Raw genomic sequence first — 20,717 nt, forward strand, 5'->3', positions numbered from 1 at the left:
AATGTGTTGGTCTGTTTCTTCGAGAGATAGTCGAAAACGCAGGTTTCTTGAGTCAGCCTACGCGTTGATAGTCGCCGCTTTTGCCGCCGGATTTGCGCTCAAGACGAACTTCGCGGATGGTGATGCCTTTGTCGAGCGCTTTGCACATGTCGTAGATGGTGAGCGCAGCGACAGAGGCGGCGGTGAGGGCTTCCATTTCAACGCCGGTGGGACCAGTGGTTGCTGCGACGCAGCGAATGGCGATGCCATCGGTTGTGATCTGGGTTGTTACATCGACAAAGCTAAGCGGTAAAGGATGGCACATGGGAATCAACTCTGAGGTTCGCTTGGCTGCCTGAATGCCTGCGAAGCGGGCGACCTCGAGCGGATTGCCCTTCGGATTTTTTGGCAACGCTGCGAGCACTTCTGCGGAAAGCGCGACAAAGGCCGAGGCTTCGGCTTCACGACGCGTAGAGGTTTTGGCGCTCACGTCGACCATGGTTGCTTCGCCTGCTTCGTTGAAGTGTGAGAGCTTGCTCATGAAAATAGCCTAAACCAGCAGCACGGAGACGCGATCCTGGGCGGTGAGTTGTTCTGCGTCCGGTGGGATGACGACGAAGCCGTTTGCTGCCGCGGTGCTGGCGAGGTCGCCAGATCCCTGCCAGGGAATGATAGTCGCTTGCGGTGAATTGATTTTGAAATCGATGCTTGCAGGCAGGAAGCGGGTGAGTCTCGGTTTGGTGCGGAAATTGTGGGTGAGGTGCGCGAGGGCGAAACGCGGACCTCCGGCGGTTTCTCCGCTGAGCGCGGCGATAAGCGGTTGTGCGAAGAGCAGGAATGTGACCATCGTGGAGACGGGATTGCCGGGAAGCCCGAAGAAATATTGTTGTGGCAGCTTGCCGAAGACTACAGGGTGGCCGGGCTGGATCTTCACACCAGTAAAGATAAATTTCGCGCCGAGCGCGCGCAAAGCCTGTTCGACGAAATCGTATTTCCCCATCGAGACGCCGCCTGAAAGCAGGAGCAGATCGCAGCCGGATGCACTGCCGATGGAGGATTCAATTTCATCCTGGCTATCGCCGGCAACCGGAAGAATGAAGGGCTGGGCGCCTGCAAGGGTAGCCTGCGCTGCCAATGAGTAACTGTTTGAGTTACGAATTTGATGAGTGAGCGGAGCGTGATCGATAGGTACGAGCTCGTCTCCGGTGGCGAGAATAGCGACGCGCGGGCGGGTACAAACAGGTAGGTTTGCGTAACCGCATGCGGCGGCGGCTGCGATGTGCGAGGCTGCGAGCCGGGTTCCGGCATCGACGATGATGCTCCCTGCTTGAGCTTCTGCGCCGGATGGAACGATGTTTTCTCCGGCTCCCAGAATGCGGCCCTGTTCGACAAACAGCACGTCTTCTCTCACCTTGGTGTGTTCGACCATGACGACGCAGTCGGCTCCTGCCGGAACGGGAGCGCCGGTCATGATTTCAATCGCTTCGCCCGTTGCTAGCGGCGCAGCCTTCCACACGTCGCCTGCTCTCAGCTGGCCGATGACGCGGAGTGGCATTGCCGCCGCGATGTCGGCAGCGCGGCATGCGAATCCGTCGCGCGTGGAACGCGGGAACGGCGGCTGGTTACGATCGGCGAGAATCGGCTCAGCGAGGACGCGATGAAGCGCAGCAAGGAGTGGGAGACTCTCTGCGGTAGGCTTCTGGCCGAGCAGGATGCTTGCGTGATCTTGGACGACGGCGGCGGCTTCCGCGTAAGTCAGGATGAGTTCGGGCACACTGAAATTCTAGCCAAAGAAGAAGAGCGCCGCTGATGGCAACGGCGCTCGTGGTTGGAATGGGGACGCAGGCTAGCTCTTTTTACCTGCCTTGTAGGTGCTCTTGATGGTCTCGCCTGACTCCTGAAGCACGCTTTTCACTTCCGGAGCGAACTGGCCGTCGGGGGCGAGTTCGAGGTATTTTTGATACGCATCGGCGCAGCCAGGAGGCAGGACGATTTTGCCGGTCTTTTGATCCACCGTTGCTTTGTTGATGAGCGCCTTGCCCTTCAGGTAGTAGGGGATCGGCTTGTTCGGATCGGCCGCGATGGCTTTGTCTGCTGCGGTCACGGTTCCATCAACCTGTCCGGCGCGGTCCATGATGATGGCTTCATTGGTGTAGTACATGGCGGCCTGGGTCGGGTTGATCTTGGCCGCACTGTCGTATGCAGCCTGGGCATCTGGCGCCTTTCCTTCATTGGCGAGGACTTCGCCCAGAGCATTGTTGGCGCCGGCTTCGATTTCCGGATTGGGTTTCTTGCTTTGGCTGTCCAATTCGACGGCCTTCTTAAGCGAGGTCTCGGCATCGCTGTTCTTCTTCTGGCCAGCCTGGGCTACACCAAGTTCGAGCCAAAGGACGGCGGCATCCGGTTTGGCTTGCGTGTCTCGCTGCATCAACTGCTCGGCTTCGGCGAAATTCTTGTTCTTGTTGTCGTCGCGCGCCTTGATGAGATCGGCGTTGAGGTTCTTGATGACAGCATTTTCCTTCATCGCCGTAGCATTCTTTGTCTTCAACTCTTCGAGAGCCTTGCGCTGGTCAGGGGTGAGCTTTGACAGGTATTCCTGCCGGGTCATGTCGAAGTCCTGCGCGGTGTCACCGCCAGCAGTGATTTTTACCTCGGGGAATTGGTCAAGGACCTTGTCGGCTGGGGTGTCAGGGCGGCGCAGTGAAAGCGTGTACGTTCCGGGGGCGATATTGTCGCCCTTGTAGTCGCCGCTGGCGTCGGAATTGAAGGTGTATTTCGCGGTTTTGCCGCCGTCGGTGGACAAGGTGACGATACCGTCAGCGACCGCAACTCCCGCGGGGTCCTGAATATGGCCGTGGATCTTTCCGGTCGGCTCCTGGGCGAATGCGGGGGTAAGCAGCGCTGATACGAACGCTGCGATTGCGAGCGTCATCCAGAGCTTTGTCTTTCTCATGTTCTTCTCCTTGAAGGAGCGCTGCGGGAAGTGCCCGGTTCGCGGTCCTTTTGTTCAAATTGTTCCAAAATCTCTGACTATGCCAGAACCTGCTCCGGTGATGCCAGCCTTCTAACTGCGATGCGCGGCGTATGGGATGCGGTCTTCCGATCCGGCTTCTGCAAATGCGCGGAGGCGGAGGACGCAGCTCTCACATACACCGCAGGCGAATTCCTCACCTGAGTAGCATGACCACGTTAAATCCAATGGTGCGCCGAGTTCAAGGCCAAGGGACACGATCTCCTTCTTTCGCATATGGATGAGTGGCGTGAGAACTTTGATGTCTGCGTTTTTCGTTCCGGTGCGGATAAGTTGCTGAAACGCCTCGTAGTAGGCGGGGCGGCAATCGGGGTAACCGGAGCTGTCCTGCTCGACGGCGCCGATGAAGATTTTTTTCGCGCCGAGGACTTCGGCCCAGCTTACCGCCGCAGACAGGAAATGCGCGTTGCGGAAGGGGACGTAGGTTACCGGGATTTCCGCGCCGATCTGGCTGTTTTCTGCGACTTCCGGCACAGCGATGCTGGTATCGGTGAGGGCGGAGCCTCCGATGCGGCGGAAGAGATCGATTTTCAGATGCAGGAAGTCCTTGAATCCAAGCTCGTTAGCGACGGCGCGAGCTGAGACGAGCTCTTTGGCTTCGGTTCGTTGGCCGTAGCTGAAGTGGAGGGCGTAGGCGTCGTAATCGCGGGTGGCGAGGGCGGCGCAGACGCAGGAGTCCATGCCTCCGGAGAGGCTTACTACGGCTTTTGTGAGGGTGGGCATCTTCACGTCTTATGGTAACGCGGATGTGAAGGCGATTTCGTACTTGCAACCTTTCGAGAAGCCATAGACATCCTGCTTACGTGAGAAGACACCGTCAGGATCGTAGCCGAACTTTTTGAAGCTCTGTGCTCTTAGTAACCATGTGAATGGCGGAAACTCATCACATAAGGCATCTGCTATCGGGTGCACAGCAACCAACCCAGCGCTTTGTGTGAAATGATGACATTCTTTGGCAGCGTGAAGAGTTGTCTTTTTTGATATGTAGGGAAATTTACCCGACTAAATGTGGTGGATGGACCAGGAGTTGTTGCTACCGAATCTACTAGGTCTGACCCCGCCTGCCTATAGATAAGCGGCTATAGCGGGTCCATTCGGTCGGCTATCAAGCGTTATGAGACGGGTTTTAGCCATATCACGAATATGGGCTGAATATCGATGATACTTCTGCTTAGCACCATCCGGCTTTACTCTGTTGCAATCCGACCAGAACAAGATTGCACTTTCCGGCCACCGCACGAAATCTTCCAAGTGATTTGCTATTTCCTGCAGGATGGACCGAACCGGGGTCACGTCGACTTGTGAGAGTTCCCGTAAGTACCAGTTTGGAAGATTTTCTAAATTGCAGGGTTCAAGTAAACGGTTTGGAGAATTCAAATTGTAGGGCATTTTAGAAGGAACGCTTGAGTCTTTAGGAAATAATGAGAGGGTATTTGACTATCGAAATAAAAGCCCTCTACAGCTTCTTTAATGTTCAACCGTAGGTCCTCCCACGTGTCACCCTGTGTGAAGATGCTTTCGCCCAACGCTACGGCGACGTAGACACCATCGGGTTCCTGCGTTATTTCGAAGACGAGTTGCTGTATGGATTCAATGTAGCGAAGGTTGAGCGTCAACTCAACAAGAGACCTTGCCATACCACCAGAAAAGCAGATCCTTCGCTTTGCTCAGGATGACAGCGCAGTGGCAATGGCGGCTGATTGCCACCAGCGTTCGAAAGCAGCCAATGATCGCTCACATTGCAGGCGATGGCGTTCTTTTTTATCGCGGATTTTCTTGCGTAGCTCTTCTTCGAGCGGGACTAAAAGATCGAATGTGATGTTGGCGGGTTGGAAGTGCTTTGCTTCCGCTTGGGTGATGTAGTTTACCAGCGAACCCAGGGCTGTTTCGCGGGGGACGGGTGTGGTGCTTGCGCCTTGTACGGCGGTTGCGGCATAGAGTCCGGCGAGCAGGCCGGTGGCGATGGATTCGGTGTAGCCTTCGATGCCGGAGACTTGTCCGGCGAAGTAGATGCTGGGGTGGTCGCGGAGGCTCAGGGTTTCCGTTAGAACGCGCGGTGCGTTGATGTAGGTGTTGCGGTGGATCTGGCCGTAGCGCAGGAACTTTGCGTTTTCGAGGCCGGGGATGAGGCGCAGGACGCGGGCTTGTTCGCCGAATTTTAGGTGGTTCTGGAAGCCGACTAAGTTGTAGGAATCGGCGCGCAGGTTTTCGCAGCGCAGCTGCACGACGGCGTAGGGTGTCTTGCCAGTGCGCGGATCGCGCAGGCCGACGGGCTTCATGCAGCCGAAGCGCAGGGTGTCGTAGCCGCGTCGGGCCAGCTCTTCGATGGGCAGGCAGCCTTCGAAGTAGCAGAGCTTCTCCCATTCTTTTTCCTGCACGGTTTCGGCGGTGGTGAGCGCGTTGTAGAAGGCGTCGTACTCTTCTTTTGTGAAGGGGCAGTTGATGTAGTCGGCGGTGCCTTTGTCCCAGCGCGCGGCGAAGTAGACGCGGTCCATGTTGATGGAGTCGGCTTCGACGATGGGGCTGATGGAGTCGTAGAAGGCGAGATGGTCGCTGCCGGTGAGGCGAGCAATTTCGCTGGAGAGCGCTGATGATGTGAGCGGGCCGCTGGCGATGATGGTGATGCCGTCGTTGGGATCGAGCTGCGTGACTTCTTCGCGGTGGACGGTGATGCGCGGTTCGCGCTCGATGGCCTCGTTGATGCGGTGCGAGAACTCGGCGCGGTCGACGGCGAGGGCGTGTCCAGCGGGGACTGCGCTCGCATCGGCGCAGGCCAGGAGTGGTGATCCGGCGCGGCGCATTTCCTGCTTCAAGAGCCACGGAGCCGTGTTTTCGCTCTCGGATTTGAGCGAGTTGGAGCAGACGAGTTCACCGAAGTCGGCGGTCTGGTGCGCAGGCGTGGAGCGCACGGGTCGCATCTCGTAGAGGTCTACGTCTACTCCTGCTCGCGCTGCGACGAGTGCAGCTTCGGGGCCGGCGAGTCCGCCGCCTATGACACGGATGCGGCTCACGCCGATACCTCGCCAGGACTTGCCAGGGCTTGCAGCGCGTCGCCAGTGACGCGCATGATGCGCCACTCGTGCAGCATATGGGCGCCAATCGAGTGATAGAAGTCGATGGCGGGCTGGTTCCAGTCAAGCACTTCCCATTGCAGCTTCGCGCAGCCTTTTTCTACCGCAATGGCAGCCACGCGGCTGAGGAGCGCTTTGCCGATGCCGCGTCCTCGAAACTGCGGGCGGACGAACAAATCTTCGAGGTGCAGGCCGCGTCCGCGCCAGGTGGAGTAGACGGGAAAGAACAGCGCTGACCCGGCGGCCACGGAGTCCTCTTCTGCTATGAGGCATTCGTAGCAGGGGCTGGGGCCGAAGCCGTCGCGCAGCAGCTGTTCCTCGGTGATCTTGACCGATTGCGGCTCACGCTCGAATTCGGCCAGTTCGCGGATGAGGGCGTGCATGAGCGGGATATCGGCTGGCGTGGCGTGGCGGATGGTGGTCATGGGCTTGTTCTATTTTACGGTGATTGGATTGTCGTTGCAGTGCAGAGTGCGATTGCCGTAACCTCAGGGCACGCATGACGAAACTTTCTCCCGCTGATGCTCTTGGGCCTGCTTTCCGGCGAGTACGCGAAGTGATGTTTGCGCCGTTCCGGTTGGGATTCTTTCTGAAGATTGCTCTGGTTGCTGCGCTGACGCAGCCGGGCTTTTATTCCGTAATCATTTCGTATCCGATGCAGGGCGTACAGGCTGGAGCTGGCGCTGCGATCCGGCATCGTACGCCGATGAGTTTTGCAGGTACCGGAGCAAGTGAGTTCGGGTTTATCGCGCCGAGTGCAGCTGTCGGGTTTGTTGTGCTGGCGATCGTCTTTGGGATTGGGTTGGTGTTTTGGATATTGTCGACGTATCTCTTCTGCCGCCTCCGCTTTACGCTTTTTGATCTGGTCGTCTACCGGCGGGGAAGAGTGCGCGGGGCGTGGGCCAAGTATGGACGGAAGACGTGGTGCTATTTCGGCGTGGTGCTGCTGGCTTCGCTGGTGTGTCTGATTCTGCTGGCTGTGACGGCTGGACCATTCTTGATTCGTATGATGAAAGAAGCGGCACGGATTGGAGGCCACGGGCCGAATCCAAATGCGAACCCTTGGCCCATGCTGGCGCCGATGCTTCCGTTCATCGGCATCTGTCTCCTGATTGGGCTGGTTTGGATGGTGGTGGATGCGGTATTGCAGGATTTCGTGCTGCCTCCGATTGCCATAGAAGATGCGCCGATTGAAGGTGCGTTCGGCAGGTTTCTGTCGCTGCTGCGGGAGGATTTCGGATCCGTGGCGGTTTACCTGCTGCTGCGATTCATTATTGCATTGGGTATCAGCTGGGCGCTGATGATCGGCGTCTTCATGATTCTTGGTGTTGGCGGCATGGCGGGGCTGGCTGTGGGCTTTGGGCTGTATCGCGCGATGTGGAGCGGCGGGATTGGCCTGCGAGTTGTTTTCATTGCGATTGTCGCAGCGATAGCGCTGGTGCTGATCGCCATCTATCTCGTGGCGATAGTCGCTGTCTACGGGACGGTTGCAGTCTTTAAGGAATCTTACGCCGCGTATTTCTTTGGGTCGCGTTATTCAGCGCTCGGTGACTTGTTGGAGCCACCACCACCGGATCTGGTTGCGGTGAGAGTTGAGCCACCTTTGCCTCCGCTGCCTCCTCTGAGCGAGCCACCTCCAGTCTGGTGAGAAGGACTCGCCCCTTCGACTTCGCTCAGGGCAGGCCAGGCACTCGCGTGTTCGGCGCCACTCTTGCTTTTCTCACAGGCGCTGGGAGTTTTGCCCGGAAACGAACAGGCTCGTCCGGATTCGGACAGGCTATGTCTTGTATGACCCCGTGAAAATGGCTCCATCTGATTCATTTTAAACCGGATACATACTTATCCGAATTGGAACATGATGTGCGGACAGTCTTTATGGTGAGGTGTCCGCATGAGTTTCTTAGAAGATTTGCGTTTTGCGCTGCGGCAATTGAGCAAGGCTCCTGGCTTTGCGCTGACTGCGATTGTGACACTTGCACTCGGCATTGGAGCGAACACGGCTATCTTCAGTGTGATCCACGCGGTGTTGATGCATCCCTCAGGCGTGGATGCTCCCGAGCGCGTGGGCGTGATGCGCACGAAGTATGCCAACCTCGGGCTCGATTTTCCGGATCTGTCGGTGCCTGACTTTGCCGATGCGGCTTCGCTGAAGAATCAGGTACAGGCTGCGGCGCTGCAGCGCGGAGACAGCTACAACATTCTGCGCGATGGCCGGACCGAGCATCTGGACGGGTCGCAGGTCACATGGCAATGGTTCAACGTTTTTGGCGCCCGGCCGATTCTGGGGCGGACCTTTACCGCAGAGGAGGATCAGAAAGGCGCGAACAATGTTGCCGTGCTCAGCTATGGCGCGTGGCAAAAGGTTTTCGGCGGCGACCGCAATGTGGTTGGCCAGACGGTGATGCTGAATGAGAAGCCCTATCGAGTGATTGGCGTGATGCGCAGCGATTTTGACTGGCCGCGCGGTAAGGAAGTGTGGACGCCGATGGGGTTGGAGCCGAAAGAGTACAACCTCGACAATCGCTTCAATGAAGGCTCGGTGGGAGTGGTGCGATTGCAGCCGGGTGTGAGCTTTGCGCAGTTTAATGCTGGCCTGGCAGCGAAGTCGCATGAAGAGTATGTGCGTGAGGGCTCGAAAGGATTCGCCACCCGATCGAATTGGGGCATGACCTCGACCCCTGTGACGGAATTTGCCGCGGGACCGCTGCGCAAGCCGCTTTATGTTTTGTTCGGGGTGGTAGCGCTGGTTCTGTTGATTGCTTCGGCGAATGTGGCCGGACTCTTTCTGGCGCGGGCGTCAGCGCGAACAAAGGAGTTTGCGATTCGTACGGCTCTCGGCGCCAATGCATGGCGGCTGGTGCGTCAGATGCTCACGGAGACGGCGGTGCTTGCCGGATTAGCGACATTGATCGGGATTGCGATTGGTCCCGTGTTTGGAAAGATGCTGTTGTGGCTGGTGCCGCAGAGCCTGGGCGAAGGCTACGTTGTGAAGTTGTCCTTTGGCGTGCTCGCCTTCACGGCAGGAGCGGGACTGTTGACGTCGTTGATCGCCGGCATTGGTCCTTCGGTGAAGATGGTGCGCTCGCAGAAGAGATTAGAGCTACATGACGGCGGAAGAAGTTCAACTGCCTCTGTTGATAAACAGCGGTTGCGCAGCGTTTTTGTGATTGGCGAAGTGGCAATGGCATTTGTGCTGCTCGCAGGCACTGGACTGTTTCTAGCGAGCCTGAAACAGATGCAACAGATTGATCCTGGATTCAATCCGCATGGCGTGTTGACGGGCGTGGTTATTTTTTCAGGCGAGGGATATAAGAACAACGTCCAGCGGCAGGAAAGTTTTGTGAATGCGGCGCTCGATAATTTGAAGGCGCAGCCGGGCGTGAAATCCGCAGCGGCGACCACTTCTCTGCCTTTCAGCAATCAGGATGGGGCCAGCTCGTTCTCCATCGAGGGGCGGGCTCTCGGCCCGAACGATCCGGGACCGCACAGTCAGCTGAGTTTCGCTACGGCTGACTACATCAAAACGATGCAGGTCCCGCTGCTTGCGGGTCGTTGGATCAGCACGGAAGACCGCTCGAATACACAGCCGGTAGTGGTGATCGACCAGAAACTGGCAAAGAAATACTGGCCTGGCCAGAATCCGATTGGTCAGCATTTGCGTGACAATGGAGTCGCGACAGTGGTTGGTGTGGTGGGCGATGTTCGTCCCGACTCGCTTGAGGAAGACGTAAGCGACGGCATGCGCTACTATCCTTACTCGCAGTCGGCGAACGGGATCGCCAGTTTTGCGGCGCGCACGGATGGCGACCCGCTCACACTGGTATCGGCTTTGAACCGTGCGATTGCCGCTGTCGATCCGGGACAGACGGCATTCAATGTTGGCACGCTGGCATCGCGAGTCGACGCTTCGTTGGCATCAAGAAGGCTGATTGTGTGGCTGCTGACAGCGTTTGCCGGGCTGGCACTCGTACTGGCGCTGGTGGGCATCTATGGCCTGATCAGTTATGTAACTGAGCAACGTACAAATGAGATTGGCATTCGTATGGCGTTGGGCGCGCAACGAGGGCAGGTTGTTGGTTTAGTGATGAGAAGCGCGGTTGCGTGGGTTGTCATCGGCCTTGTCATCGGTATTGCGATGTCGTTCCTTGCCGCTTCTGCTTTAAAGCAGGTGTTCACATCGTTCGGTGGAGGCGTGCTTTCGTCGCTGGTTGTGCCCATGGCTGCGCTGCTTGCGATTGGCGGGCTGGCAGGGCTCATTCCGGCGCGGCGGGCTGCGTCGATCGATCCGGCAAAGACGTTGCGTAGCGAATAGCTAGACTCTGAGTAAAACAGGTCCTTCGCTCCGCTCAGGATGACAACTCTTATTATGTGGTAGGTCGCCGAACGGTGTAATCGGTTGGTTCTTAGGAGAATTCATGCAGGCAATTCTGGAAGACATTCGCTATGCATTACGGCAGTTTCGTAAAGTCCCGGGATTTACCGCGACTGCGATTTTGACATTGGCGCTTGGTATTGGGGCGACGACTGCAATCTTCACTCTTGTGCATGCGGTCCTGTTGAAGTCGCTGCCGGTGGTGGATCCGAATGAATTGTGGCGGGTTGGCGATAACGAAAACTGCTGCATCAACGGTGGCATGGAGGATAACTGGTCGCTGTTTTCTTATGACCAGTACAAGATGTTTCGCGACAACAATCCTGAGTTTCGGCAGATGGCTGCTTTTCAATCGGGTGCGAACCAGATCAGTGTGCGGCGCCAGGGCAGCGATCATCCAGCAGAGAGCTTTATCAGCCAGCTCATTTCCGGCAATGCCTTTGAGACCTTCGGCATCAATGCGTACGCGGGGCGGCTGCTGCAGCCTGCTGACGATCAGAAGGGCGCGCCTCCGGTTGTGGTGATGAGCTTTCGCACCTGGCAGCAGAAGTTTGGGCAGGATCCCTCTGTCGTAGGGTCGAGTTTCATCGTTAATGGGCTGTCCTATACCGTGATTGGCATAACACCGCCGGGATACTACGGAGAACGGTTGACGGCTGAGCCGGCCTCGTTCTGGTTCCCTATATCCAGCGAGCCTCATATTGATGGCGTTATGACTGTGCTCGATCGACCGGATCTGCAATGGCTGAACATTATTGGCCGCGTGAAGCCGGGTGTGAACATCAAGCAAATTGAGCCGCGGATGCAGGTGCAGTTGCGCCAGTGGTTGATGAGTCCGGTAAGCAAGGTGGAGGAGCGATCGAAGGCTCTCATCCCGAAGCAGACACTGCATCTTGCTCCGGGCGGCGGTGGCGTGCAGCGATTGCGGGACGAGTATCAGGATGGGCTGCATCTGCTGATGTGGATCTCGTCGTTTGTACTGCTGATTGCCTGCGCTAATTTGGCTAACTTGATGCTGGTGCGCGCTGCGACGCGCAAGCTGCAGACGTCAGTGCGCTCTGCACTGGGTGCGCCGCGCGCAAGGCTTGTGCGGCAGGCTTTGACAGAAAGCGTAGTGCTCGCTGTGATGGGCGGGCTCGTGAGCCTGGCATTTGCTTATGGCGGAACGAAACTGATATTGCATCTGGCATTCCAGAAAAGCTATGTACCGATTCATGCGACGCCCTCGTTACCGGTGCTGGCATTTGCTTTTGGCGTGTCGTTGTTGACGGGAGTCTTATTCGGCGTGGCTCCGGCATGGATGACGGCGCATGCGAATCCGATTGATGCTTTACGCGGCGCGAATCGTTCGACCGGGCAGGGAAGTTCGATTACGCAGAAAACGCTTGTGGTGGTGCAGGCAGCGTTTTCGCTGGTGCTGCTCTGTGCGGCTGGATTGCTGACGCAGAGCCTGCGCAATATGCAGCATCAGAACTTCGGCTTCGATGTAAAGAATCGCTACATTCTGCACATCGATCCGGAGATGGCGGGATACAAACCGGCACAGATGGATGCCTTCTATCGTCAGCTGCATGACCTTCTGGCCGGTATCCCCGGCATGAAGAGCGTGTCTTACTCGCTCTATAGTCCGATGGAGGGCAACAACTGGGGAACTGGCGTTTATTTCGAAGGGCAACCGCCACCGCAGCCGGGAAGCAACGAGAATAACGCCTCATGGGTGAGAGCAGGCGCCGGCTATTTCGATACGATCGGCACGAAGATTCTCAAGGGGCGCGAGTTTACGGATGCGGATACCTCGGCAACGCGTCCGGTCGCTGTCGTAAACAAAACCTTTGAGAAGAAATTTTTCAAAGACGGCAATGCTATCGGCAAGCATTTTGGCATCGACCAGAAGGCTTCCGGAACGTATGAGATTGTTGGCGTGACCGAGGATACGCAGTACTGGCAGGCAACCAGCCAGATTCGCCCGATGTTCTTTCTCGGTGCGCAACAATGGGTGAAATACGACGACCCGGATCTCGGGGCATTCGAGAATGTATCGCACACGAAGTTAAATGCGATCGAGCTGCATACTTCCGGTTACGTACCTGGCCTGGAGGCGCAGGTTCGCCATGCTATCGCGCAGCTGAATCCGGATTTGACGGTGATTGATTTTCAGACGTTTGCCGAGCAGGTGGAGGGCAACTTCAACCAGCAGGGGATGATTGCGCAGCTGACGTCGCTCTTTGGATTGCTTGCGCTTGTGCTGGCGTCTATCGGTCTCTATGGCGTAACGGCGTACTCCGTGGAGCGGCGCACGAGCGAGATCGGAATTCGCATGGCGCTGGGTGCGGATCGCACGGCGGTGTTGAAGCTGGTCCTCGCGGGTGCATTTCTGCAGGTGGTTATCGGGCTCGCTATCGGTATCCCGGCAACGATTCTGGGAGGCCGGGCTGTGGCGAACCAGCTGTATGGCATCAAGCCGTATGATCCGCTGGTACTCGTAATTACGACGCTGGTGTTGCTGGGAGCGGCATTTGTGGCGGCTGTTGTCCCAGCCAGGCGGGCAGCGAATACCGAACCGATGCACGCGCTGCGGACCGAGTAAGCTATTTTTCTGCCGCCTCCTTGTTTCGCGCGCGCACTTTGAACCAAATTGGTGAGCCTTCAAAGCCGAAGGCTTGCCGGATCTGATTTTCGAGGAAACGCTCGAAGGAGAAGTGGAGCTTCACGTCGCGATTGGTGAAGAGAATAAACGTGGGTGGCGCCACTGCTGCTTGCGTCATGTAGAAGATGCGGACTTTCTTTGACATGGGAACGCCGGCACGCTGGAAATCAATCCGTTCCAGGAAGCGGTTCATCTGCCCCGTTGAAACACGCTTGCGGCGCTCTGCAGCGACGCGAATGACTGTATCGAGAACGCGGTGTATGTTCGTGCCATCTACGGCGGAGATGAAGAGAACAGGCGCGTAGTTCAAGTATTTGAGAGTATTGCGAAGCTGTTGTTCAAAGATGGCCCGATCGGCTGGCGGCTTGCCATCTGTTCGCTTCGATGTCACCAGATCCCACTTGTTCACCACGATGACGACGGAACGACCACTCTCGTGCGCGTAGCCGCCGATGGTCGCGTCGGATGCCGTAACACCTTCGGTTGCATCGATGAGAAGGATGGCCACGTCGGCGGCTTCGAGGTGCTTGCGGGCCATGACTACTGACAGTTTTTCCGCCATCAGGTGCGTCTTGCCCTTGCGGCGAATGCCGGCAGTATCGACGATGCGGAGTTGCTGGCCAGCATGTTCGATGACTTCGTCCACGGCGTCGCGAGTCGTGCCGGCGATGGGAGAGACGATGGCGCGGGATGATCCAGTCAATGCATTGAGCAGTGTTGATTTGCCGACATTCGGTCGTCCGATGATGGCAACGCGCGTTTCGTGTTGCTGGAATTCGCCGTGGGTGCGGTGAGGCGTATCTTTTTCGGCCCCTTCTGCTGGTTCTTCCTCGGGTGCTTCAACTGTTTCCTCAGACACTTCGGGAAACGTCAGCACGGCGAAGACCTCATCGAGCAAGTCGCCAATGTTGTGTCCATGTTCGGATGAAACGGGGACGAGATTCTTGATTCCAAGACGGCGGAAGTTCTGGGCTCCAGCGTCGAGGGCTTCGGTGTCGATCTTATTTACTGCGAGAAAAAGCGGTTTGCCGGTCTTTTGCAGCAGACGAGCGAGGTCGATATCGGGCGAAGCTAGCTCGGTGCGTCCGTCGACGACCATCACGATGGCCTGCGCTTCTTCGAGCGCGACGCGTGCCTGACGGAGAATTTCGGTTGGGATGAGGGCTTCGTCGTCGGGAATGATGCCACCAGTATCAACGAGGCGGGCAATGTGGCCATTCCATTCGACGTTGCCGTAGATGCGGTCACGTGTGATACCGGGCTCGTCGCCGACGATGGAGCGGCGCGAACCTGTAAGGCGGTTGAAAAGCGTGGACTTGCCCACATTCGGGCGTCCGACGATGGCGAAAACGGGAGCGTCTCCGTTTGCGGCTTTGGAAATTGTCTTGCGCGTCGGGTGTTTCTTTGCGTTCAAAGTCTTTCTCCTGGTGACGCGCTGGGAAGGCGAACACTTGTCTATTATAGAAACCAGTGTTCGCTGGAATTTCGCCTTTGGCCTCCGTTACTCAAACTGCGTCCTCGCTGCCTTCACTCTACGACTTCTTCGCACCGGGAGGCGTGCTGTCACGTTCGAGCCTGCCCTATGAGTTCCGCAAGGGACAGCTTGAAATGGCGCAAGCTGTGGAGCGTGCTCTGAAGGAGCATAAGCACCTGATCGTAGAGGCGGGAACGGGGACGGGTAAGACGCTGGCGTATCTGCTGCCGGCGCTGCGGACTGGGCAGCGTTCGATCATTTCGACGGGCACGAAGAATCTTCAGGAACAGCTTTTCTTTAAGGATGTCCCATTTCTCGAATCGCTGCTTGGGCCGTTGCGCGTTTGCTACATGAAAGGACGCGCAAATTATTTATGCAGGCACAAACTGTACGCGCTGCGCGACCAGCCGATTCTGAACGGTCTGGAAGAAATAGAGCAATACAGAGCGATCGCCGAATGGGAAAAAACAACTGAGACCGGGGATCGCGCCGAGATTGATTCCCTGCCGGAGACGAGCGCTGTGTGGGCAAAGCTCGATGCGCGTAGCGATGCCTGCCTGGGACAGAGCTGTCCGAATTATGAACGATGCTTCATAACCGAGATGCGGCGCAAGGCGGCTGAGAGCGATGTGGTCATCGTGAATCACCATCTCTTCTTTGCCGATCTCGCGATTAAACGGCAAGCCAAAGCCGCTCCCGATGCCGGAGTTCTGCCAGAGGCGGCTGCGGTGATCTTCGATGAAGCGCACGAGTTGGAAGATGTCGCGTCGAGTTACTTCGGCATCAGCTTGAGCAACGTGCGGTTCGAAGAGTTGGCGCGCGATCTGGAAACCATGCTTCGCGCGAAACAGGCTTTGAGCAGCGGCTTGCAATCGGCCTCACAGCTTCTCCGCGAGCGCTCGCGGATGTTCTTTGGCGCGCTGCCGATGAGCGCGCATGGCGAAGGGCGCATGCAGTTTGGCAATCGCGAAGAATTTCTTGAGACCCAGGGTGATCTTTATATCGCGCTGCTTAACTCATTGCACCGCATGGAAGGCGAACTGGAGCATGTGCGCGGAGTGGAAGAAGCTCCAGGGTTGAAGAAACGCACGACGGATATTCGCGAGCACCTTAAGTTTTTGATGGAGGCGGATGATCGGAACACGGTCTTTTGGCTTGAAAGGCGAAACGCGGGACGAACGCGGGAAGCAGGTCGTAATACCTATCTGCAGGCCACACCGATTGATGTGTCGCAGCTTCTGAGCGAACTCCTATTCGAGAATTTTCCCAGCGTGATTCTGACTTCAGCAACGCTGACTGTGCAGGGAGGGTTTGAACACATTCGGAAACGGGTGGGCATGCAGGATGCGCGCGAGCTGGTTGTGCCCTCGCATTTCAAATACGGCGAGCAGGCACTGCTGTACCTTCCTCCAGAGATGCCGGATCCGCGCGATGCAACTTTTCAGGATCAAGCGATAAAGCAGATTCGCCGCGTGCTTGAACTGTCTGAAGGACGGGCGTTTTGCCTGTTTACGAGTTATCAGCAGATGCGCGATGTCTATGAACGGCTCCTCATGGAGCTGCCGTACCCGCTACTGTTACAAGGCACTGCGCCACGCAAGGCGTTGCTTGAGGAATTCCGTGCAACGCCAAATGCGGTGCTCTTTGGCACATCGAGCTTTTGGCAAGGTGTAGATGTGCAGGGCGAGGCGTTGAGCTGCGTCATTATTGACCGTTTGCCGTTTGCCGTGCCGACTGATCCAGTGGTGCAGGCTCGCATGCGAGCGATTGAAGACGGCGGCGGCAGCCCCTTTTTCGAGTACCAAGTGCCATCGGCGGTCATTACGCTGAAGCAGGGATTCGGGCGACTGATCCGATCACTGGAAGATCGCGGCGTGCTGGTGCTGCTTGATCCGCGCATTCAGCGACAGCGCTATGGCCGTATCTTTCTGGATAGTCTGCCGCCTTATCGAGTTACCCAGGATATTACTGCGGTCAGCGAGTTCTTTGCGGAGGACTAGTTGTGCGATCCTCCTAGTCTGGTTGTTTACCCTGTCAACTGTGACAGTAGCAGGCTGTTCGTCGTGTGGCATTTCATGATCCCATGGCTCTGTATCGCACACTGTTCGTTGTGCTCTCCATTGGATGCTTTGCCGTTTCAGGCTGCGGTAAGAAGCAGGTTCCTGCCGCTCCGGAACAAACTCCCAAGCAGGAAGATTCCCGTGCACTGGTTCCGAGCGAGAATGCGGCGTCCGGGGGTTCTGGCGCCCTGGTGTTGCCTGCGGGCTTTGGAAAGCGAACCGGTGATCTGGACGAGATGGTGAAGGAGCGCAGTATTCGCGCGCTGGTTATCGTGAATCCGATTGGCTTCTTCTACCAGGCTGGGCGTCCGCAGGGAATCCAATATGAGGCTCTGCAGGAGTTCGAGAAGTTCATTAACGAGAAGGAGAATACGGGTAAGTTGCCGGTGAAGGTGGTCTTCCTTCCGATGCGGCCAGACCAACTTGAATCTGCTCTTACTCAGGGACTCGGCGACATTATCGCTCAGGGTATTGTGATTACGCCGGAGCGCGAGCAGCGCGTCGCTTTTTCGGTTCCGATCCAGAAGGACGTTGCGCAGGTGGTGGTCACTGGACCAGCTTTGGCGAATGTATCGAGCTTCGATGACCTTGCGGGCAAGTCGATCTATGTCAATCCACTGACGACTTACTACGACAATCTCAAGAAGGTAAGCGATGCGCAGCAGAAGGCGGGGAAACAGCCGCTGACGATCAAGGCTGCGGACAATAACCTATTCGACGACGATCTGATTGAGATGGTGAATGCTGGATTGATTCCGGCGACCGTGACGATCAAACCCAGAGCTGATCTTTGGGCGCAGGTACTACCGAATATCAAGTCGCATCCGGAGCTGGTGGTTGCGAGCGGTCTCGACATTGGCTGGGTGATGCGCAAGAACAATCCACAGTTGAAGCAGGCGGTGGATGAGTTTGCTCAAACCCACGTTGTAGGTACATCTTTTGGTAATACGCTTCTGCGGCGCTATTTGCAAAACACGAAGTGGATCACAAACTCGACTTCGGCGGAAGAGCTGCAGAAGTTTAACTCGTATATCGAATTCTTCAAGAAATACGCGGCTGAATATAACTTCGACTACCTGATGTTGGCGGCGCAGGGTTACCAGGAGTCTCTGTTCGATCAAGACAAGAAGAGTCATGTTGGCGCGGTCGGCGTGATGCAGGTGATTCCGAAGCTGGCGGCGGCCAATCCTATCGATATTCCGAATGTCGGCAATGCAGACGGCAACATTCATGCCGGAGTGAAGATGCTGCGCAATATTGCTGATACCTATTTCAACGATCCGGGAATCGATCCTCTGAATAAAACCCTTTTTGTTTTTGCCAGTTACAACGCTGGTCCGAATCGTATTGTGCGTCTGCGCAAGAAGGCGCAGGATGATGGGCTCGATCCGAACAAGTGGTTTGGCAATGTTGAGCTGGAAGTTGCCAAAGAGGTCGGACAGGAGACCGTCACTTATGTGGGCAATATCTATAAGTACTATGTCGCTTACAAGCTAACTTCTGAGCAGAAGCAGCAGCAGCCGCAGGCACCAGCTACCAAGTAAGGCAGTCCCCCTCCCCTCCCCGTCCGAGATCGGCCTCATTTGTTTTCAATGACTTAGAGGGGGATCATCCCCCTCTATGCTATTGATTCTGTGCGGGTTAAGGTGGTTCTAGTGTTTTCAATCACTTAGCAGGGCCTCAATATACTTGAGACATCAAGGTCGAGTGAGTGAAGAGTAAGTTATAGAATCTGATCGACTTATACTCTTTATACTCTGACAGCACGTTCAATTCGATAAGCGGTATTTCCTTGAAACACAATGGTTTAGCGCCATCTGGTGCGTCAAATATATTGGTCCCCTTAGCAGGGGGTCGTCTCCTTTGAGAAAAGAAAAAGCCCGCGGTGCCAGCGGGCTTTTTTCTTCTATATCTATTTTAGCAATTTAGGTGGAAATAGTACGCCAAGCTTGTCCAAGTTTTTTCGCTTTGGAATGTTTGAGTTAGAAAATTTCTTGCTGATTATCCCCTTGACAAAGGAAAAGGGTGTAGAAAGCGCCGGGGCTAAAGCCCCTTCTTTGTTGGGCCCTAACGCGGGGCTGAAGCCCCGCTCTTTCACCGCCGTCCTACTTCGCAGGACAAACGGTCCAACTCCAACCTCAGTCAAAGGGATCACCATTGATTTCTTTCGCGCAGGGGGCTTGACAAGAATTTTAGGTTATATCGTTTGCCTCTCGCGATCGCGCACAAACGTAGAGATAAGAGCACAAAACATGCCGATTGTGGCGCTTTAAGAGAGCTTCTTGCCGCATGCCGCAGTTCTTCCATGAGAAGATTCGCACGTTCCTTTGAACTGGTCATGATGAGACATTGTGCGTTTCATTCATCAGCTTGAGTCCACACATTCATTCGGGAGGGTGGTTCAGATGTCAGCGCACACGCGACCGCAGCAATAGCGCGAAAGGGAAAGAGAAGCAGTGAGACTCGTAGATAATCACCGCATTGCTGCTTCTAAAATCGTCTAATATCAGTTGGCGCAATATGGCGTTCAACGACTTGTTTGGACCGGGGGTAGGATTGGGAGTTTTCCTACGGATCTTCCGAGGATGCTTGGCGGCGGCGGAGCGCAAGGGGCCTACCGCACTACATGAATGCTCTCACATTGCTTTGGAGTCGCCATGAAGGGCCACATACTTTTGGTTTCGAGAGATGAGAGTGTCTTTCTCAGTAAGTTTCGCTGCGATACTCTCAATAGCGCCGGATACCGAACAACCGAAGCAGCCAGCTTAGGGCGAGCTGTCGCTACTATCTTTTCCGTGAAGCCTGATCTAGTCATTCTGGAGCAAGCCTACAGCGAGAGTGAAAAAGCTGCATTCATCGAATGCCTGCATGAGAGCTATCCCGAGATGCACGTACTGTGTCTCCAACATGGTGATGTGCGGCCTGATTTACTTCTCAAAGTCTGCGGAAGCATTTTGTCTGATCAACCAGGCAGCAGACGAGTTCATACGATTCAAGAATTTGCTGCGAGAAAATCGGCGTGAACCGTGTCGTGACTATACGCCCCGATATGAAGTACGATTCTCATTTCGCGATCAGGGAAAACGAAGATGGCAGCTTTGACAGCATTTGCCTTATCTGCTTTCGCACAATTGGCACCTCATCGCTTCGGTCAGGATTAGAGAAATTGGAACATAATCACCGATGCGAAGCTGTTGATCTCCTCCCTGACAGGGACGCTCGCATGCAGGATGCTAAACATGGCGCATCCTAGATCTCTCCCGGTGTTGGCCAGAACAAGCCGTCCAATGACGCTTCTTGTCGACCTCGTTCCTGACCCAGCATTCATGATCCAGCAGAATCGCAATGGAAGCTTCGATGCCATCTGTACGAAATGTCTTTCAACTGTGGGTACCGCGTTTTGGCAATCAGAGCTATTGGCGGTCGAGCGTGCTCACACATGTGAGCCGTCTCTGTTGATCGATATGACGCACCACTGCTGGACGTGCTGAAGTCCACTCGCCAACCGCTTTCTTAGCGGCGAAGAAAGCGTTGGCTGGCTCCGGCACCTTCGGATAAAATCGTGCCAGCTTATCCCCAAATAAGCAAGGCCATGGCTACTAGGGCCTGTTAGCACTATTAGAACGACAGCGAGAGGAGCGGATTTTTCTGAGTGCGAGAAGCGAGGAGTGACAAATACCGGGTGTATTTTAGCGACGAGGGACGAAGCAATCTGGAAAATCCGCCCTCTCCCTTCGGGTTGCGGCAAGAATCAGGCCATACTTCGTTGTTGTCCTCGACGGTGGTCCCGCCACAGCCTTCGGACTCCGCCTCGTCTGGCCTGATTTTTGCTCGCAACGCTGCTCGCCCTAATAGTGTTAACAGGCCCTAGTCTCGTTCATTTTGGAGTCGATGTTGCATCCCGAATTCCGGTGTTGCAAAGCGCCGGATTCCAAGTGAATCTTTGCTCATCGATTGATTCATTAATCGAAATGTTGGAGCGGGGCCAGGTAGACGCGGTTGTCATTTCTCAGAGACTGGGATTGAAGGTGGACGGCGTAGTCAACGTTGTTCGCTCCCGCCCATCGACCTCTGTAATTTTGT

At 55.9% G+C, this 20,717-nt stretch carries 12 protein-coding genes; 5 read left to right on the forward strand and 7 right to left on the reverse strand.

Features of this window, described 5'->3' with window-relative positions; genetic code table 11:
• Window positions 1–52: 52 nt before the first annotated feature.
• The 6 genes from moaC to H7849_RS05260 form a co-directional block, all read right to left on the reverse strand.
• Complete coding sequence (gene moaC / locus H7849_RS05235) at window positions 53–520, reverse strand: cyclic pyranopterin monophosphate synthase MoaC (protein ID WP_186744735.1); 468 nt, start codon at window positions 518–520, stop codon at window positions 53–55.
• A gap of 9 nt (window positions 521–529) precedes the next feature.
• On the reverse strand, window positions 530–1,753 hold the full coding sequence (locus tag H7849_RS05240) for a molybdopterin molybdotransferase MoeA (RefSeq protein WP_186744736.1): 1,224 nt from the start codon (window positions 1,751–1,753) through the stop codon (window positions 530–532).
• 72 nt (window positions 1,754–1,825) lie between these two features.
• On the reverse strand, window positions 1,826–2,932 hold the full coding sequence (locus tag H7849_RS05245) for a carboxypeptidase regulatory-like domain-containing protein (RefSeq protein ID WP_186744737.1): 1,107 nt from the start codon (window positions 2,930–2,932) through the stop codon (window positions 1,826–1,828).
• Window positions 2,933–3,043: 111 nt separating this feature from the next.
• The gene (queC, locus tag H7849_RS05250; protein ID WP_186744739.1) at window positions 3,044–3,733 is read right to left on the reverse strand and encodes a 7-cyano-7-deazaguanine synthase QueC; all 690 of its coding nucleotides are present in this window, start codon (window positions 3,731–3,733) and stop codon (window positions 3,044–3,046) included.
• A gap of 944 nt (window positions 3,734–4,677) precedes the next feature.
• A complete protein-coding gene (trmFO, locus tag H7849_RS05255; protein WP_186744741.1) occupies window positions 4,678–6,021 on the reverse strand; it encodes a methylenetetrahydrofolate--tRNA-(uracil(54)-C(5))-methyltransferase (FADH(2)-oxidizing) TrmFO in 1,344 nt (447 codons plus the stop codon).
• A complete protein-coding gene (locus H7849_RS05260) occupies window positions 6,018–6,506 on the reverse strand; it encodes a GNAT family N-acetyltransferase (protein ID WP_186744743.1) in 489 nt (162 codons plus the stop codon). Before H7849_RS05260 ends, trmFO begins: the two co-directional genes overlap by 4 nt.
• 74 nt (window positions 6,507–6,580) lie before the next feature.
• Between H7849_RS05260 and H7849_RS05265 the strand changes: the two genes are divergently transcribed.
• The 3 genes from H7849_RS05265 (at window position 6,581) to H7849_RS05275 (ending at window position 13,040) form a co-directional block, all read left to right on the forward strand.
• Window positions 6,581–7,729: a DUF7544 domain-containing protein gene (locus H7849_RS05265; RefSeq protein ID WP_186744745.1), complete on the forward strand. Its 1,149-nt coding sequence runs from the start codon at window positions 6,581–6,583 to the stop codon at window positions 7,727–7,729.
• Between the two features lie 243 nt (window positions 7,730–7,972).
• Window positions 7,973–10,393, forward strand: coding sequence for an ABC transporter permease (locus H7849_RS05270; protein ID WP_186744747.1), 2,421 nt, complete (start codon window positions 7,973–7,975; stop codon window positions 10,391–10,393).
• Window positions 10,394–10,496: 103 nt separating this feature from the next.
• A complete protein-coding gene (locus tag H7849_RS05275; protein ID WP_222439766.1) occupies window positions 10,497–13,040 on the forward strand; it encodes an ABC transporter permease in 2,544 nt (847 codons plus the stop codon).
• 1 nt (window position 13,041) lies between these two features.
• Here H7849_RS05275 and der read toward each other — a convergent pair whose 3' ends face one another.
• Entirely contained in the window at window positions 13,042–14,481 is a 1,440-nt protein-coding gene (gene der, locus H7849_RS05280) for a ribosome biogenesis GTPase Der (RefSeq protein WP_186747219.1), read from the reverse strand.
• A 110-nt stretch (window positions 14,482–14,591) separates the two neighbouring features.
• On the opposite strand from der, the gene yoaA reads away from it, so the two are divergent.
• Both yoaA and H7849_RS05290 read left to right on the forward strand, forming a co-directional pair.
• Window positions 14,592–16,574 carry a DNA repair helicase YoaA gene (gene yoaA / locus H7849_RS05285; protein ID WP_251106622.1) on the forward strand — a complete coding sequence of 661 codons (1,983 nt, stop codon included), beginning with the start codon at window positions 14,592–14,594 and terminating at the stop codon, window positions 16,572–16,574.
• 65 nt (window positions 16,575–16,639) lie between these two features.
• Window positions 16,640–18,178, forward strand: coding sequence for an MltF family protein (locus tag H7849_RS05290; RefSeq protein WP_186744749.1), 1,539 nt, complete (start codon window positions 16,640–16,642; stop codon window positions 18,176–18,178).
• The last annotated feature ends 2,539 nt before the right edge of the window (window positions 18,179–20,717 follow it).

The sequence above is a fragment of the Alloacidobacterium dinghuense genome (genome assembly GCF_014274465.1).
GTDB classification, from domain to species: Bacteria; Acidobacteriota; Terriglobia; order Terriglobales; family Acidobacteriaceae; genus Alloacidobacterium; species Alloacidobacterium dinghuense.